Origin of the sequence: Nitrospira sp. NS4 (assembly GCF_049546785.1) — a bacterium.
Taxonomy (GTDB): domain Bacteria; phylum Nitrospirota; class Nitrospiria; order Nitrospirales; family Nitrospiraceae; genus Nitrospira_D.
In genome coordinates this window covers 812,404-828,001 of the sequence record NZ_JBMWAN010000001.1, presented here as the reverse complement: position 1 = coordinate 828,001, position 15,598 = coordinate 812,404, and the positions used below count along the sequence as shown (strand labels likewise).

The window sequence follows — 15,598 nt, the reverse complement described above, 5'->3', positions numbered from 1 at the left end:
GGTAAGTCATCACGCGGCCCGGATGGGCACACCTCATGGCACTCTGGAGTCGGTCTCACAGTCTCCAGCAGAAGATCATCACGGCGATTGTGATGGTCGGCCTGCTCCCGCTCACTCTCTCCCTGTTTCTGAGCTATCTCGAAGAGCGGCGCGCATTGCGAGAGACGATCGGCGGCAACTTCAAGGAAGTGGCCGTCGAAGCCTCGCGCCGCATCGAGATGCATGTCACGCGCGGTATCAACGAGGCCCAGCAGCTCGCCACCACGCCCTTTCTCCGCACCGCCGTCACGGAATCCAATCGTACCTACGAGGGCAAAGACGAGCGCGCCATTGAGGAGATCATCAAGGATTGGCAGCAGCGGTGGCGGCAGCGCGACAAGCGGAGCGAGTTCCCGCTGTTCATCAACCGCATCGTGACGAACTATCTCATCCGCTGGCACGATATCCGCAAATCGGACTATGTGGGGATTCTCGTCACGGACGCGCGCGGGGCGCTGGTGGTGAGCTCCATTCCCCAGGTCGAGTATTACTACGGCAAGACGTCGTGGTGGACGGCGGTGGTGAAGTCGCAGGGGGCCAAGCCCTATGTGGGCGAGATTGCCTTCGATCCGGCGTTCGGCACCCACGTCGTGGTGGTGGCCGTGCCGATTCTGGACGACGGGAAGCGCGGCGTCATCGGCACTGCCACGATTCTGCTCCGGCGCGACACCCTGTTCCACTCGATTTCCGAAGTGTCGATCGGGTCATCCGGTCATGCCATGCTCTTTAGCACGGACGGGGCTCCGCTCATCTGCCCCATTCTCTCGCCGGAGGAACATACGGTCAAACCGGAGCTGATCCGCACGATCACTCAGGAGAAAGCGGGCTGGGCGCTGACACAGGACGACTCGCACGGCAGCCGCGATGCGCTGATCGGCTTTTCCCCCGTCCGCTTCAGCGAGCCGCTTGCGGCGGGCAGCATGGGCGGTAAGCAGTGGGTGACGGTCGTCCGGCAGGATCCGGAAGAGACCTATGCACCGCTGACCCGTCTCGTCGGCAAGACCCTGCTCTACGGAGTCCTGGTCTTCGCCGTATTGTGGGGGACGGGGTTGATCGTGGCCCGGAGGATCGCCCGACCGATCAAGGCCTTGCACGACGGCGTGCAGGAAATCGGCAGCGGCCGGCTCGACCAGCGGTTGGAGATCAGGACCGGGGACGAGATTGAGGATCTCGCTGAGGCCTTCAACCGCATGGCGGGGAATCTCAAGTTGTCCTTCGCGCAGATCGAGGCGCGGATGGGCGACGTGCGCCGTTTGGAGGAGAAGTACCGGGATCTGATCGAACACTCGCCGGAAATGATTTATCAGCTGGATCGGACCGGCCGCTTCGTCCACGTAAACCAGACAGGGCTCGACAAGCTGGGCTACACCCTGGACGAGATGCTGACGATGCGGTTGTGGGAACTGGTGCCGGAAGATCAGGGGGGGCATGTTCTGAGTTATCTCGAACGATTGATGGCGAAAGGGCGCAACACGATCGAAACCGTCTTCCTCGCCAAGGATGGCCGGTTGATCGACGTGGAGATCCATGCCACGGCACTGTTCGATCAGGAAAGCGGGGAGGTCGTTCATACGCGCGCCTTCGTCCGCGATGTGACGGAGCGGCATCAGTTGGAGCGGCAACTGCATCAGTACACCAGCAAGCTGGAAGTGGCCGTGTCCGAGCGGACCGAACAGCTGGTCGCGTCACAGGCGCGCTACAAGGCCCTCTTCGACCTGGTCGCCGATTCGGTCTTTATGGTGGACCGGCAGGGAACGGTGGTGGCCGTCAACAAACGGGAGGAGCAGGCGCTCGGCTATTCCGAATCGTCGGTGGTCGGGCGGAGCATTTTCGAGGTGGTGTTGCCCGCGTTTCATGATGGGGTGCGCGCGCTGCTGTTGGACCTGGCGGGAGGCCAGCGACAGGTGCCCACGCACGAAATCGCCGTCAGGAACGCAGCCGGCGTCGAAATGCCGGTGGAGATGGATTTGATTCGCGTCGGCTCCGACGAAACGCCGTTGGCCATGGTGCAGCTGCGCGATATTACCGACCGGAAGCGGATGGAACGGCAGCTCCAGTCGTACCGCGAGGAATTGGAACTGAAGGTGCGGGAGCGCACCAAGGAAATCGAAGAGACCAAGCAGTATCTGGAGAATCTGCTCGAAAATGCCAACGATGTCATCTATACCCTGGACAATGAGCAGCGCTTTACCTACGTCAACAGCAAGATCGAGGCGTGGGGCTACCGGAAAGAGGATTTGCTCGGGCGGCCTTATCTGGCGCTGCTGTCGAAGCGCCATCGCGGCCGCCGCCTCAAGAGCACGCTCGATATTGGCGCGAAACAGGTCTATGAAGTGGAGGTCCTGACGCGCATCGGGGAGGCCCGTTCTGTTATGGTGAGCGTGTCCCCGCTGCACGGAGCGGACGGGGAGATTCTGGGCGTGCTCGGCATCGCGCGCGATATGACGGACACGAAGAAGCTGGAGCAGCAGATCAGGAATTCAGAGAAACTGGCTTCAGTGGGGAAACTGGCCGCCGGCGTGGCGCACGAGATCAACAATCCGCTCGGGGGCATTTTGAACTGCCTGTACAACCTCGGCAAGGGGACGATTTCGCCTGCCCGGCGCGAGGAATATCTCGCCTCGATGGAGGACGGGCTGCGCCGTGTCCAGAAAATCGTGCGGCAGCTCCTCGATTTCTCACAACAGCATCAGCCGGAGTTCGCCTTGGCCGACATCAATGCCGTGATCGAGCGGGTTCTCGTGTTGACGAACCACCTGTTCGCTCCCAACCGGATTGCCCTTGAGACGAAGCTGGGGAAGACTCTGCCGAGCCTCATGATCGACCGGCATATGATCGAACAGGTGCTGATGAATCTGATTCTGAATGCGGTGCAGGCAATGAAGGACGGCGGCGTGCTCTCCATCCGGACGTGGGTGGAAGAGGGCATTTGCATGGTCGAGGTCCGGGATACGGGGGCCGGGATTCCGGCGTCGGTCCTGCCGAAAATATTCGACCCGTTCTTTACGACCAAGGGGCAGGGCGAAGGGACGGGGCTGGGGCTTTCGGTCAGTCTCGGTATTGTCGAGCGGCACGGCGGCAGGATCCTGGTGGAGAGCGAAGTCGGGAAGGGCACGGTCTTTACCCTCTGTCTGCCCGTCTCGCGCGAACGGCAGCCGGTGGAGCGGGTATCATGATGCCGATGACGATCCTCATTGTTGATGACGAACCCTTGATGCGGCTGTCCATCGTGGATGCGCTCGAAGCGGTCGGGCACGACGTCAGCGCGGCGGCATCCGGCACCGAAGGGATCGAGCAGGTGCGGCAGCGCGAGTTTGATCTTGTCATCACGGATCTTCGGCTCCCCGGCGCCGACGGACTATCGGTGCTCAAGGCCGCGAAAGAGGCCCGCGCGCAGACGGAAGTGGTGGTGATTACCGCGCACGGTTCCGTGGAGACGGCGGTGGGCGCCATGAAATTGGGGGCGTTCGATTACATCACCAAGCCGTTCAATATGGATGAGCTGCTGTTGATCGTGGAGCGGGCGGGGACCGTGGTGGCGTTGCGCAAAGAGAATCAGGATCTCAAGGCCACGCTGGAAAACAGATTCAGCTTCGGCGGGATTCTCGGGGCGAATACGCGGATGCGGGCCGTGCTGGAGAAGATCAAGTTGGTGGCGGCGACGGATTCCACGGTGCTGATCCTCGGCGAAAGCGGCACGGGAAAAGAGCTGGCCGCCAACGCGGTGCATCAGAACAGCCCGCGCCGCGACTATCCGCTGATCAAGGTGAGCTGTGCCGCGCTGCCCGAAACCCTCCTGGAGGCGGAACTGTTCGGCCATGAAAAGGGCGCCTTCACGGGCGCGTTGCGCCAGCGGCGGGGCCGGTTCGAGATGGCGAATCGCGGGACGCTCTTTCTCGATGAAATCGGGGAGATTTCGCCTGTCGTGCAGGTCAAGCTGCTGCGGGTGCTGCAAGAGCGGAAGTTCGAGCGGGTCGGCAGCAATCAAACCATCGATGTCGATGTGCGGCTGGTCTGCGCCACGCAGAAGGATTTGCGGAAAGAAGTCGCGGCAGGGCGTTTCCGCGACGATCTGTTCTACCGGTTGAATGTGGTCCAGGTCGTGATTCCGCCGCTGCGCGCACGGCAGGAAGACATCACCGTGATCGCGGATCACGTGTTGCAGACCTGCTCAGAGAAGATGAACAAGAAACTTCGAGGATTTTCTCAGCCGGCCCGGGAGCTGCTGTTGCGGTATTCCTATCCCGGGAACGTCCGGGAACTGGAGAATATGGTCGAACGGGCCGTGGCGCTGGGGCGCGACCGGGAGCCGATCCAGCCGGCCGATCTCTGCGGGTTTCAATCCTGCCCGTACTTGGGCGGCGAACCGCAAGAGTCCTGCGGGTTTTGCCAGGAAGGGCTGACCGGAGGCGGGAAGAAGAAAGAGGTGCCGCTCACCGCTCTTTCGACTGCGCGGGAAGGGTTTGAGAAGGAATACATCCTCTCCGTGCTGGAGCGCGTGGAGGGGAGTCGGACGACGGCTGCCAAAATTCTCGGCCTCTCCCGTAAAGCGCTCTGGGAGAAGTGCAAACGCTACGGCATTCCCTCCGCTCGCGATGAAAGCGAAGAGGACGAGGGATAGCGCGGCTGATTGCAGCGGCGCCCCCGGCGCCCGACTTCTCGTCGTTCGCAGGCCGGGCCCCCCATCAGATACGAGCGCGCACCTCGTGCCATGCACCATCGGCGCGGTGTGTCTCAGGCCCTTCCCCAAGGGCATTCGCCTTAGCCCGGGCAGTTTGCAATCGTGGCATCATGGCAGTAGCATGACCGGTAGGGATTAGGTCATGTGGTCGCTCAGTCCGCCCTAAGCGGCCGGAGAGGTCGGGTCACCGGTCGCCACGGTTATAACAGGCTCCACGATGCTTCGCCCTCCACTCCAAGATAACGAGACGGTCAGCCTCAACGCGCGCTTTAATTTCGCGGTGCTTGTTTCGCCTCCGCAGACACACGTAGACGATCTGATGTTGCGGGCCTCCCTGTTCGGGGAGTCGGGCAGAAGGATCGGATGATGAAAGCGGCCTCGCCCTTGAGAAGGCTTCTGGTCATTGATGATGACCACGGCATTCGGTATATCCTCGGAGAACTCCTGCGCTGGATGGGATATGAGGTTTCCCTGGCGGCTTCAGGGACCGATGCGCTGACCATGTTGTCGGACGGTCTGTTTGATGGCGTGTTGTTGGACCTTGTGATGCCGGGCATGTCCGGTAAAGAGGTGCTGCACGAAATACGAACCAGGGGATTCACGATGCCTGTCATTATTATCAGCGGGTATGAAGCGCTGGCTTCCGACATGCTGCGCGAAGGGGCGCAGGCCTTCCTTGTTAAGCCGATAGATACCGTGCGACTTCGGGATACCCTTGCCCTCCATCTGGGATAGCCGGACGGTACACAGCAGTCACGTGCATGATTGCCGGCGCCATCTGCTACCGCCCAAGGCAACGAAGCGATATCGGGAGCCTGTTGTCAGGCCTGTACCCACCGTAATCCGACCTGGCGCCCCACTTGTTCAAAAACCGGGCTGAAGTCGAATATGTGAGCTGCTCTTCAGGCGGAGAAAGGCGGAGGGGGGAGAATCGTTATGATTTGAATCATCCGCTGAACGCCTGGTAACGAATTCATCTCATCCAGGTCCTCTGTCCGGCTGATCGTTTTGGGCGAGGCCGGCGTTTTTTCGTCCGGTGGAGCAGGTGTAATCCCGATGAGGGGGCGCTACGAAGGAGATCGGCGCGCCCTGCAGGGGTTGCCACGCAGGGCGCGCGTAAGACAGTTTACTCTGCGGCTTGTTCTGCTCCGCCTTCCCACAGCTTGATCGTGCGATCCCAGGAGGCGCTGGCGAGGCGTTTTCCGTCCGGAGAGAAGGCGATGCAGCGGACGCCGGCGGTGTGGCCCTTCACGGTTTTGAAGTGGCGGCCCGCGGCGATGTCCCAGAACTTGATGGTGTTGTCGTCGCTGGCGCTGGCCAGCACTTTCCCGTCGGGCGAGACCGCCAGCGAACGGACCCAGCCGGCGTGGCCGGTCAGACATTTCTGCTCGACGACCTTCGGCATCTCAAAGAACTTGATGGTTTTGTCACGGCTGCCGGTGATGAGGGTCTTGCCGTCCGGCGTGTAGGTCATGGCGCCGATCCAGTAATCCATCGGCTTTTGGAATCCGCCGTCGTCTTCGATGAAGTATCCGCGCGTTTCAGTGGAGTCTTCGTTATCGCGCTGCCAATGTCCGTCGTGCAGGACTTTTTCTTCGCCGCTCGGCAGCACTTCCCAGACTTTGATCTTTCCGATGTCGGTGCCGCTGGCCAGGTGGATGCCGTCGGGCGAGAAGGCGACGCAGACCGACCAGTGGTGGTCATATTGATCTTTTCCCAGCAGCGTCATCAGTTCAGTGCCGGTGGTGACTTCCCAGATTTTAATGTCCTTATTGTGGCTGCCGCGCGCGAGCATGAGGCCGTCGGGAGACAGCGAGAGGCTGCACACGTTGTGATCGTAGCGGGTGAAGAGGAGTTTCGTGGGCTCGCCGGTCTTCGGGTTCCACAAGCGGATGGTCCGGTCTTCGCTTGCCGTCGCGAGGGTCTGGCCGTCCGGCGTATAGACGATGGCGCGGATGTCGTTGGTATGGCCGCGAAGGGAACGCAGGAGCCGGCCGGTTTCGATGTCCCAGATGCGGACGAGGCGTTCGGCGCCGCCGCTGGCGAGCGTCAACCCGTCCGGTGAGAAGGCCACGGCCCAGACGCCATGCGAATGGCCGCGAAAGGTTTTGATCTCGCGGCAATCGGTTTTCCAATAATCCAGAAAATCGATCGGCGCGGTCGGTGGCGTGTTCGGCTGCGTTCCGGGGGCGGCACTCGGCATCGGTGGCGTCATCGTGTGTTCAGGCATAAGATCTCCAGTAGCCGGGGCCGCGCTCACGGTCCCCCTTGATTGCAAATCGGCTTTTCGGGCCAGTATACTTCGATCGAATCTGAGAGATCGTAAGAGATGCTCAGCAGCCAAGTCAAGGTGGCTCCGGCTGCCGGCGAGAAGGATCTGAAGGACTCGACCGGTTCTCCAGTTTGATCTGACGCAACCCCAACTCTTCGAGGCTTCCAATGGAAATCAGGTTTCAGCCCGCATTGCTCCAAGAGGTCATTGACTCCTTTGTGGAAAAGACGGAACGCGAGGGCGATCCGACCTATTATAAGGAGTTTCATGAGTATGCCGACCCGATCTACGAGAAGTTTATCCTGGAGGATCGGGAAGGAGAGTTTAAGAAGCTCTACCAATACCTGTTCGGTACGTGGGGGTTTTCGGACATCATTCGCGATTCCTTCAACGAGTATCCGCTGCTGAAGGACAAGGTCGGCATCGTGCTGGTCAAGGGTGTGCTGAAGGAAGACCAGGAAGGTGTGGACATTCTTCGCAAGTGGGGCTCGGTCGAGCAGGAGCTGGCCAAGCAGTTCGAGGAAAAGGGGCTGAAAGGCGTGGGCATCAAGCTGATCCCCCGCCGGTTCTACGATCCCGCCCTGACGCGCTATTGCCGCCATGAGCTTATGCATATCTCCGATATGCTGGACCCGGTGTTCGGCTATGACCCCGATACGAAGGTCGGGCAGAACCCCGGAGAAGAAACGCTGATTCTTCAGCGCTACCGCGTGCTCTGGAGCTTGAGCGTCGATAGCCGGCTCAGTACCGCGGGCAAAGAGCCGATGCTCAGCAAGGAAGACCGTTTCAAGGAGTTCCGGTCCTGGTATCGGAAGATTCCGCCGCCCCAGTTGAAATCGGTGTTCGAGGGGTTGTGGCAGACATCCTACTTCACCCATTCCGAGCTGATTGAAATGTCGACCGATACCTTGCGCGTCATGGATCGCGCGGTCGATGTCGAGGGCGGAGAGCTCCCGGAATCAGAAAACAAAGTCATGCTCATGCCGGGATTCCCCTGTCCGTTGTGCCGTTTCCCGACCTACTCCTGGGTGGAGGATATGGGCACGAAACTGGAGCCCTACGTGTTGGACTTCATCCGGGAAAATCATCCGGGCTGGGACATCGAGTACGGCGCCTGTGATCGCTGCGTCGAAGTGTATAAGCTCCGCGCCGACGGCGTCATGTAGGTGCAGGTGGTGAAAACGCCGGCCAACTTCGTTCTCGCGTCGTTCAGGGCCTCCACGTACCACGAGCGTACGCGCCGGCTTTTCACTCGCTGCGGCCTCGTTGCACAAACGTTTTGACCATCTGCGAGAGCGACGAATACCATGGCTTCCAATCCATCATATGGGCGGCGGGATTTTCTGAAGGACTCCGTTCTGTCCGTAGCCAAGGCCGCCCAGGAATTTTCCAGGCAGACCGAGGAGGCCAAGCCGGAAGCGCCCGCCCCGGTTCTGCGGACGGATTGGTTGCGCCCGCCCGGTGCGGTTGAAGAGGCGCTGTTTCTGGATCGCTGCACAAAGTGCGGTGATTGCGTGAAGGCCTGCGATCCTGGCGCGATCGTGTGCCATCCGTCGGATGGTTCGCCGGTGTTGTACGCCGACCAGTCTCCCTGTCTTCTTTGCGAGGATCTGCCGTGTATTGCCGCCTGCGCGGCAGAGGCGTTGGAGCCGGTGGAGCAGGCGCGAGATATCCGGATGGGCAGCGCCGTCGTGACGCATCGGCTCTGTACCGCCGGACAGGGCTGTCACGCCTGCGTCTCCAAGTGTCCGGTCGATGCGTTGGCGATGGATTTCGGCGACATGCGTCTAATAGTGTCTTCAGAGCGCTGCGTCGGCTGCGGCATCTGCGAGCACGTGTGCAAGACGGTCAACGATCATGTCGCGATTCGGGTGACCCCCGTCCGGCAGTTGGCCGGCTTGTGGTGAAAAGTCAAGATGACGCCCGGTCGTGACCGGTAAAAAATGGTAGAATTCGCGAGATTGAAAGAGGAAATCAGGTCGTTCGATTTCGGTGTTTCGTGCAGGAGTTCTTGCTTGACATCCAGAGGGGCTTTACCTATCATACGCAGGCCCGTGAAGGAACGTGTTTGGTTGACGCGGGACTTGTGTGAGTTGTGAGGCCTGGGTTGAGTCCGACATCCAGGAGACAATTGCCATGACGAGTAAACAACCGGTGCAGAGCGCAACATCCACCACTGCCGCCGTTATTCCTACTGCCCCGACCATCAAAGATTCCCCCGCAGTCGAGCGAGCCCTTAATCGCAGCAAAATGTATCTCCTGATCTCCTGGAGTCTTTTGTACCCGGAGGATGAGGAGTTTCTTGACTATCTCCAATGCGGAGAGTTTGTCGAGGATGGCCGTGCCGCGCTGGACGCCCTGCAGGCTGCGTTGGAAGCGAATCAAGGGAGCGACCGAGCCAGGCAGAAGCTGGCGGCTCTCAAGAAGCAGCTCGATCATGTCGAAAAGCTGATTGCCTCCGAGTGCGTGAACTGGCAGCTGAGCGATCTCCAGTCGGAGCACCGGCGGGTGTTTAGCAATGTCATTACGCTCGATTGCCCACCCTACGAGACCCTTTTTGGTAACGATCACGTCTTTGCCCAATCGCACGTCATGGGCGATATTGCGGGCTTCTATAAAGCGTTCGGTGTCGAGCTGTCGAAGGATATCCACGAGCGTCTCGATCACCTGAGCGTTGAATTCGAGTTCATGCATTTTCTTGCCTATAAAGAATCGTATTCGCGCTGCCACGACGGGGCCGAAAAGACGCAGATCGTCGTCGATGCGCAGAAAAAGTTTGTCAAAAACCATATTGGGAGATGGGTTCCCCTCTTCTGTCGCATGTTGACGAAGAAGTCGGATTCCGGTCTCTTTAAAATCGTCGCCGATATGACGTCTGACTGGATGGAGTTTGAAACTGCGTTCCTGGGCGTGACCCCTCAACCCTACACGGAAACCGACTATCGTCCGGCCACCTTCAACTCACCGGAAGGCCAGACGTATGAGTGTGGCGCGCAAGACCAGGGCAATGAGTTGAGCATGCTGTTGAACGAAGTCGGGGCGCAATCGTTCATGGATGTGAAGGAAAAGGAGAAGGACAAAGAGGAGGGGGGACCGGTCGGAACCGCATAGGTTTCGAGCAATTATTTTCAGTTTTCTCGTCGGCAGTCTTATTGGGCGATGTCATTAATCTTTAATTGAGAGGAGGGATTAGTCGTATGAGAGTTGTGCAGACGACCAACAAGAAATTGGTGTTTGGCATTCTTCTCTCTGCCCTCGTCGTCGGCGTGATGCTGACGATTGGGCAAGTACCATTGGCCGTAAGCCAGCCGGTGACGATCCCGGCGAAGGCGGTCAAGGGACCGATTCCCATGGACGGCGCAAACCCTGTGTGGGAGAGCGTGCCTGGTGTGATCGTTCCGTTGAGCGGCCAGCTGATCACCACCCCGATGCACCCGAACATCTCTGTGAAGTCGATGTTCGTCAAGGCCATGAGCAATGGCAAGGAACTTGGGTTGCGGGTGGAGTGGAGCGATCAGACCAAGAATGATACGGCCATCGGTCCGCAGGATTTCCGTGACCAGGCTGCGATCATGTTCCCGGTGAACACCGCAGGGGCGCCGCCGTTCCAGTGCATGGGCCAGTCCGGCGGGACCACCAACATCTGGCGGTGGAACGCGGAATGGCAGAAGGACCTTGGTAAGGACAGCGCCGGTATGTGGGACGTGGACGATCAGTATCCCGGCATTTTCTGGGACTACTACTTTGAAGAGCCGGCCGGCGGCGTGACCTATCCTGACCGGATCGGTCGGAGCCTTGGGCCATTCAACTCAGGCATCTGGTCCGGCAACATCATGTCCGATCCGACGCTCCGCGTGAGCTCGGTTGAAGACCTGAATGCCAACGGATTCAGCACCTTGACCACGCAGGCCCATCAGGATGTGATCGGGAATGGCGTGTGGGAGCCGTCGGGTTCCGTCAAGGGCGGTGGGTACACTGGTCCGACCTGGCGCGTGGTCATCAAGCGCAGCCTGGAGACCGGCGATGCCAACGATACGCAATTCAAGGCGGGGATGTCTGTGCCCATCGCGTTTGCCGTGTGGGATGGGAACAACATTGAACGCAATGGTATGAAGGCGCTCTCCACCTGGTTTACGCTCAAGCTTCCGTGAGCCGACCGGTCTCCGGAGAGACCAACGCTCCTCGCGAATAGCGTCGAGTGTCGTGAGATAGAAAAGGCCCCGGGTCAGCGTCGCGAGAGCGACGAAGTGACCCGGGGCTTTTTCTTTCCGTCCATCTCCGAGTGTCAAGATATTCTTCCTGCCCGGGTTGAGATCCGATCGGGCGAGGGTTGCAAATGGGAAATGGGGGAGTGTATAAACGAACCATTGATTTACTCGAAACTATCTGATTTTCCGAAGATATTAGAAAGTGTCTTCCATGAAAGTTTCGTTGCTTTTCCCTCCGACGTGGCATCCTTCACAGCCCTATCTCAGTCTTCCCTCACTCACCGGATTTCTGCATCAGGCCGGAGTGACGAATGTCTCTCAGCGGGATCTAGGCATTGAATTGCTGGACCAGGTGCTGACGAGATCTTTCGGTGAAGAAGTTCATCAGCAGCTGTTGGACAAGCAGCGCGATCTTGAGAGAACTCAGTCCGGGGATGTCGGTCCTGGAAGCCGTGAGCATTATGCCAAGGTGGTCGAATCGCTGGATCGGTTTTCCTATTTGATCGATCGCGTAGAGCTGGCCAAGGAAACGCTGCGGGGTGAAGGATTTTACGATCTGGATGCCTATCGTGGCAGCCTCTTCATGATTGATAAGTGGCTGGAGCTCATCTCTTCGGTGTACTTCCCTACCCGCCTGACCGTCGTCGATAATCAGTTCAGCAACTATTCCATCTATTCCTCGAAAGATCTCATGAAGGTCATTCGGGATGAGGCGCAGAATCCCTACATCAGTCTGTTCCGTGACAGATTTATCCCTTCGATTGTCGGCGATCGTCCGGACATCATCGGGGTGTCGATTACCGCGACCTCGCAGATCATACCGGGGCTGACTTTGTGCCGTCTGATCAAGGAAACCGCGCCTGATCTGCATGTGACGATCGGCGGCAGCATTTTCACGCGTCTTGTCGATAATATCCGCCGCTGTCCCAGCCTGTTCGATATCACCGACGACATCGTGGTTTTTGAAGGAGAGACGGCTTTGCTGGAACTGGTCAATCAGATGGCCGGCAAGAAGGATTTCAGCAAGGTGCCGAATCTGATTTATCGTCAGAACGGCAAGATTACGGTCAATCAACCGTTCTACTCTGAAAATGTCAATCAGTTGCCCGCGCCGAATTACGACGGGTTTCCGCTCGACAAGTATCTGTCGCCTGAACCGGTCCTGCCCGTGCAGTTTTCCCGCGGGTGCTACTATAAAGACTGCGCGTTCTGCGCGCTCACGCTCGACCACCAGAATTTCAGGCAGAAAGATCCGGGGCGGACCATCGAAGAATTGGAGTGGCTCAAGCAGCGGTATGGCGCGCAGTATTTCTTCTTCACCGACGAATGTTTTGCCCTGGCTCCGACCAAGCGGCTCTGTCAGCAAATGATCGAGCGGAAGCTGGACATCAAATGGACCTGCGAGATGCGGTTTGAGAAGAACCTGTCGCGCGAGTTGCTGACGTCGATGCGGGATGCCGGCTGTCTTAAGATCGTGTTCGGGCTGGAGTCGTTCAATCAGCGCATCATGGATTTCATGAAGAAGGGCATCAAGCAGGAGTGGGTGCGGCGCATCGCCGACGACTGCGTGGATCTGGGAATAGCCGTCCACTGCTACATTATCGTGGGCTTCCCCACCGAAAAGGAGGAAGAAGCCCTCGAAACGATGAATTTCGTCGTGGAGAACAAGAAGCTGCACGACTCGTTCGGCTTCTCCTGCCAGCCCTGTCTGTTCGATCTCGAAAAAGAAGCCCCGATCATGAGCGATCCGGGCGGCTACGGAATCCGGCGCATCATGCGGCCGTCGGCGGAGGATCTCAGCCTGGGATTTTTCTACGAGGTGCAGGAAGGGATGACGCCGGAGCAGTCGGAGAAGCTGTATCAGTATGTGTACGAACGGATCAGCGAAGTCGTGTGCGAACTGCCCTTCAATTACTCGATGGCGGACGGATTGCTGTATATCGCCAGAGAAAAAGCTCAGGCAGGCCGGGCGCCTCAACCGATCGGCTCCGCGTAGGCGAGAGAGCCCGCGTAGGTGGTCGGGGCGGCATTGACCCCGTTTTTTTTCGACGGCTATAATCCGGTCTGATTCAGTCGGAGCACATGCGATGAAGATTGCGGCGATGGGAGAGCGGCTCACGGGCAGGATCAGCGATTACGGCCCGCTCTTCGAATACACGATCAAGCTCGTCCTCCTGACCTCCTTCCTTGAGCTGGTGCTGTATCGCCTGGTTTCGCGGTTGGGCATGCACCTCAGCAAATTGGCCGCGACGCACCCGTGGATTACCCCGACCTTCAGTACGCTGACCGAAATCGGAACCTGGCTGTTGAACATCGTCGCCATCCTCCTGTTTCTTGGCTTGATCGTGACCATGGTCAATCGGGGATCGGCGCCGGACACCGGCCGGGTAACCAAGGTGGCGATGGCCTGTGCCGTGCTCCTGCTGCTCCTTACGGCGGGGTTTTTGGTGGTCCCCCCGGGCATGGTGGGCTCCCTTGTGTATAACGGGATCGCGTTCGTGACGCTGGTCCTGTTGATGTTCGAGTACCTCGCGACCCATCACGGCCGGGCGCAACGGCTGTTGGGCATGACGTTCGCCGTCGGGATCTCGGGCTGGTTGTATTATCAGATCACCTCGACGGCCTACAGCGTGGCGGGCACGGTGGCGGCGCCGCCCTTCGTCTATGAAGCGCATCGCATCGGCGAAGGGTTGATGGTCCTGGCCAGTTATCTCACCTTTGTCGCCTATGGCCAGGGGCTGTCGCTCCGGACCAAGAATCGCCGCCAGCGCAACCGGGCCATCTGGTTCTGGGCGACGACCGGGACGATCTTTACCACGCTGATCTTTACCGACTATCTCCTCGGCCTGTATGATCCGGCCCTGGCCTCGGCGGTGCGTCAGGCCTCGCAGGGGATCGGGTGGATTTTCCAGTTCGGCATGGGCTATACCTTCTATCTCCCGTTTGCGATTTACATGGGGGGGTTGCTCTGCTGGTCCTACACGGTGATCAAGTTGCTCAATATGGGGCGGCTGGCCGGGTATGGCATCGGACTCATGTTCATCGCGGGGTATGCGTTGCTGTTTTCCAATCTCACCCTGATGGTGATTCTCGGGGTGATGTTATTGACGCTTGATCGGGCGAAGCCGGTGGCTGCCGAAACGGCAGTGCCGACTGAAAGCCCGTTGATGGGCGCATCGGATGCACTGGTCACGGAACAGGTATAACCCTCAGCACAGACACACAAGGTACATGTATGGACACAACGAAACCGACATCTGAGCCGACACCGACCGCTACTGCGCTTGATCCCGGAGATCAGCCGCTCTCTCCGGACGAAGAGATCGCCGAGATCGAGAAGCATCTGACCGCCGAGTCCGATGACTTTCAAGCCCGCTGCCGTCTGGGCGAATTATATTTCAGCAAGGGGCGCCTCGACGACGCGCTGGTCGAAGTGAAAAAATCGATCGAGATGGCCGAGGCGTTGCGGGCCGAGATGAATCGCTCCCTGGCGATGTACTACTCGAATCTCGGGACGATCTACGCGACCAAGAACATGGCGGACGAGGCCGAAACCGAGTTCAAGCATGCCCTCGACGTCTTCGCCCATGATGTGCTGGCCCTGTTCAATCTCGGCCGCCTCTGCGCGGACAAAAAGAAGTACATGGAAGCCAAGGACTACTATGAGCGGCTCGTCGAGATCACGCCGGACGACCCGATCGCCTGGTACAATCTGGCGGGTGTGTATATCGAACTGGATAATCCGCAGGTATCGGACTACAACACCATCGATATGGGCATTCAGTGCTACCTCCGGACACTGGAGCTTGAGCCCAAGCATTTGGAAGCCAGCTTCAAGCTGATGGAAATCGCGCTCAACCACAAGAAGACGGACCTGGCGATCAAGGTCATGGAAAGCGCGGTCGAGCACAATCCCGATGAACCGTTGGCGTATTACAACCTCATCAGCGTGTACGACAAGTGCAAGATGTTCGAGCAGGCCGAAGAGGCCCGCAAGCGGTTGAAAGAGCGGTTCGCGAAGAAAGCCAAAGAGAGTTCCGCATCCTGATTTACCCTTTACGAAGGAGTCCATCATGTTTGGGAGTCTTGGATTTACAGAGCTGATTCTCATCCTTGTGATCGTGTTGATTATTTTCGGCGCGGGCAAGTTGCCGCAGCTCGGAGAAGGATTGGGCAAGGCCATCAAGGGCTTCAAGAAGTCCGTACACGAAGCCGATGCCATTGAGGCGGAAGCGCAGGCGCAGGCCCAGGCGGCGCAGCAGCAAGCGGCGGCACCGGCTCAAGCCATCACCGCTGCTCCCGCGCAGGCAATGACCGTCGAGCAGCCGGCCGTGGTGGCCCAGCCGGCGACACGCGCGTAATCGACAGCAATACGGCGGCGGCCAGACGCACGAAGGA

At 59.0% G+C, this 15,598-nt stretch carries 12 protein-coding genes; 11 read left to right on the top strand and 1 reads right to left on the bottom strand.

The genetic code is table 11. From position 1 onward, the window contains the following. Positions 1–35: 35 nt before the first annotated feature. From ACO9S2_RS03630 to ACO9S2_RS03620, 3 genes are all read left to right on the top strand, one after another. Positions 36–3,215, top strand: coding sequence for a PAS domain S-box protein (locus ACO9S2_RS03630; RefSeq protein WP_423720540.1), 3,180 nt, complete (start codon positions 36–38; stop codon positions 3,213–3,215). Beyond that, entirely contained in the window at positions 3,212–4,660 is a 1,449-nt protein-coding gene (locus tag ACO9S2_RS03625; protein ID WP_423720539.1) for a sigma-54-dependent transcriptional regulator, read from the top strand. The genes ACO9S2_RS03630 and ACO9S2_RS03625 overlap by 4 nt, the downstream gene beginning before the upstream one ends. A 423-nt stretch (positions 4,661–5,083) precedes the next feature. Beyond that, the gene (locus tag ACO9S2_RS03620; protein WP_423720538.1) at positions 5,084–5,455 is read left to right on the top strand and encodes a response regulator; all 372 of its coding nucleotides are present in this window, start codon (positions 5,084–5,086) and stop codon (positions 5,453–5,455) included. A 391-nt stretch (positions 5,456–5,846) separates the two neighbouring features. Here the strand turns inward: ACO9S2_RS03620 and ACO9S2_RS03615 are convergent, their stop codons facing one another. Beyond that, positions 5,847–6,950 (bottom strand): WD40 repeat domain-containing protein, encoded by a 1,104-nt coding sequence (locus tag ACO9S2_RS03615; protein ID WP_423720536.1) that lies wholly within the window; start codon positions 6,948–6,950, stop codon positions 5,847–5,849. A 209-nt stretch (positions 6,951–7,159) separates the two neighbouring features. Between ACO9S2_RS03615 and ACO9S2_RS03610 the strand changes: the two genes are divergently transcribed. The 8 genes from ACO9S2_RS03610 to tatA all read left to right on the top strand — a co-directional run bounded on the left by ACO9S2_RS03610 (position 7,160) and on the right by tatA (position 15,561). Further along, entirely contained in the window at positions 7,160–8,158 is a 999-nt protein-coding gene (locus tag ACO9S2_RS03610) for a hypothetical protein (protein ID WP_423720535.1), read from the top strand. 141 nt (positions 8,159–8,299) lie between these two features. Then, positions 8,300–8,899 carry a 4Fe-4S dicluster domain-containing protein gene (locus ACO9S2_RS03605; protein ID WP_423720533.1) on the top strand — a complete coding sequence of 200 codons (600 nt, stop codon included), beginning with the start codon at positions 8,300–8,302 and terminating at the stop codon, positions 8,897–8,899. A gap of 229 nt (positions 8,900–9,128) precedes the next feature. Continuing rightward, positions 9,129–10,103, top strand: coding sequence for a TorD/DmsD family molecular chaperone (locus tag ACO9S2_RS03600; RefSeq protein ID WP_423720532.1), 975 nt, complete (start codon positions 9,129–9,131; stop codon positions 10,101–10,103). Positions 10,104–10,189: 86 nt separating this feature from the next. Continuing rightward, positions 10,190–11,143, top strand: coding sequence for an ethylbenzene dehydrogenase-related protein (locus ACO9S2_RS03595; RefSeq protein WP_423720531.1), 954 nt, complete (start codon positions 10,190–10,192; stop codon positions 11,141–11,143). A gap of 268 nt (positions 11,144–11,411) precedes the next feature. After that, positions 11,412–13,196, top strand: a complete 1,785-nt coding sequence (locus tag ACO9S2_RS03590) for a B12-binding domain-containing radical SAM protein (protein ID WP_423720530.1) — start codon at positions 11,412–11,414, stop codon at positions 13,194–13,196. Positions 13,197–13,287: 91 nt separating this feature from the next. Then, positions 13,288–14,406 carry a hypothetical protein gene (locus ACO9S2_RS03585; RefSeq protein WP_423720529.1) on the top strand — a complete coding sequence of 373 codons (1,119 nt, stop codon included), beginning with the start codon at positions 13,288–13,290 and terminating at the stop codon, positions 14,404–14,406. A 29-nt stretch (positions 14,407–14,435) separates the two neighbouring features. After that, on the top strand, positions 14,436–15,248 hold the full coding sequence (locus ACO9S2_RS03580; protein WP_423720528.1) for a tetratricopeptide repeat protein: 813 nt from the start codon (positions 14,436–14,438) through the stop codon (positions 15,246–15,248). Between the two features lie 25 nt (positions 15,249–15,273). Beyond that, entirely contained in the window at positions 15,274–15,561 is a 288-nt protein-coding gene (gene tatA, locus ACO9S2_RS03575; RefSeq protein WP_423720527.1) for a twin-arginine translocase TatA/TatE family subunit, read from the top strand. Positions 15,562–15,598: the final 37 nt, after the last annotated feature.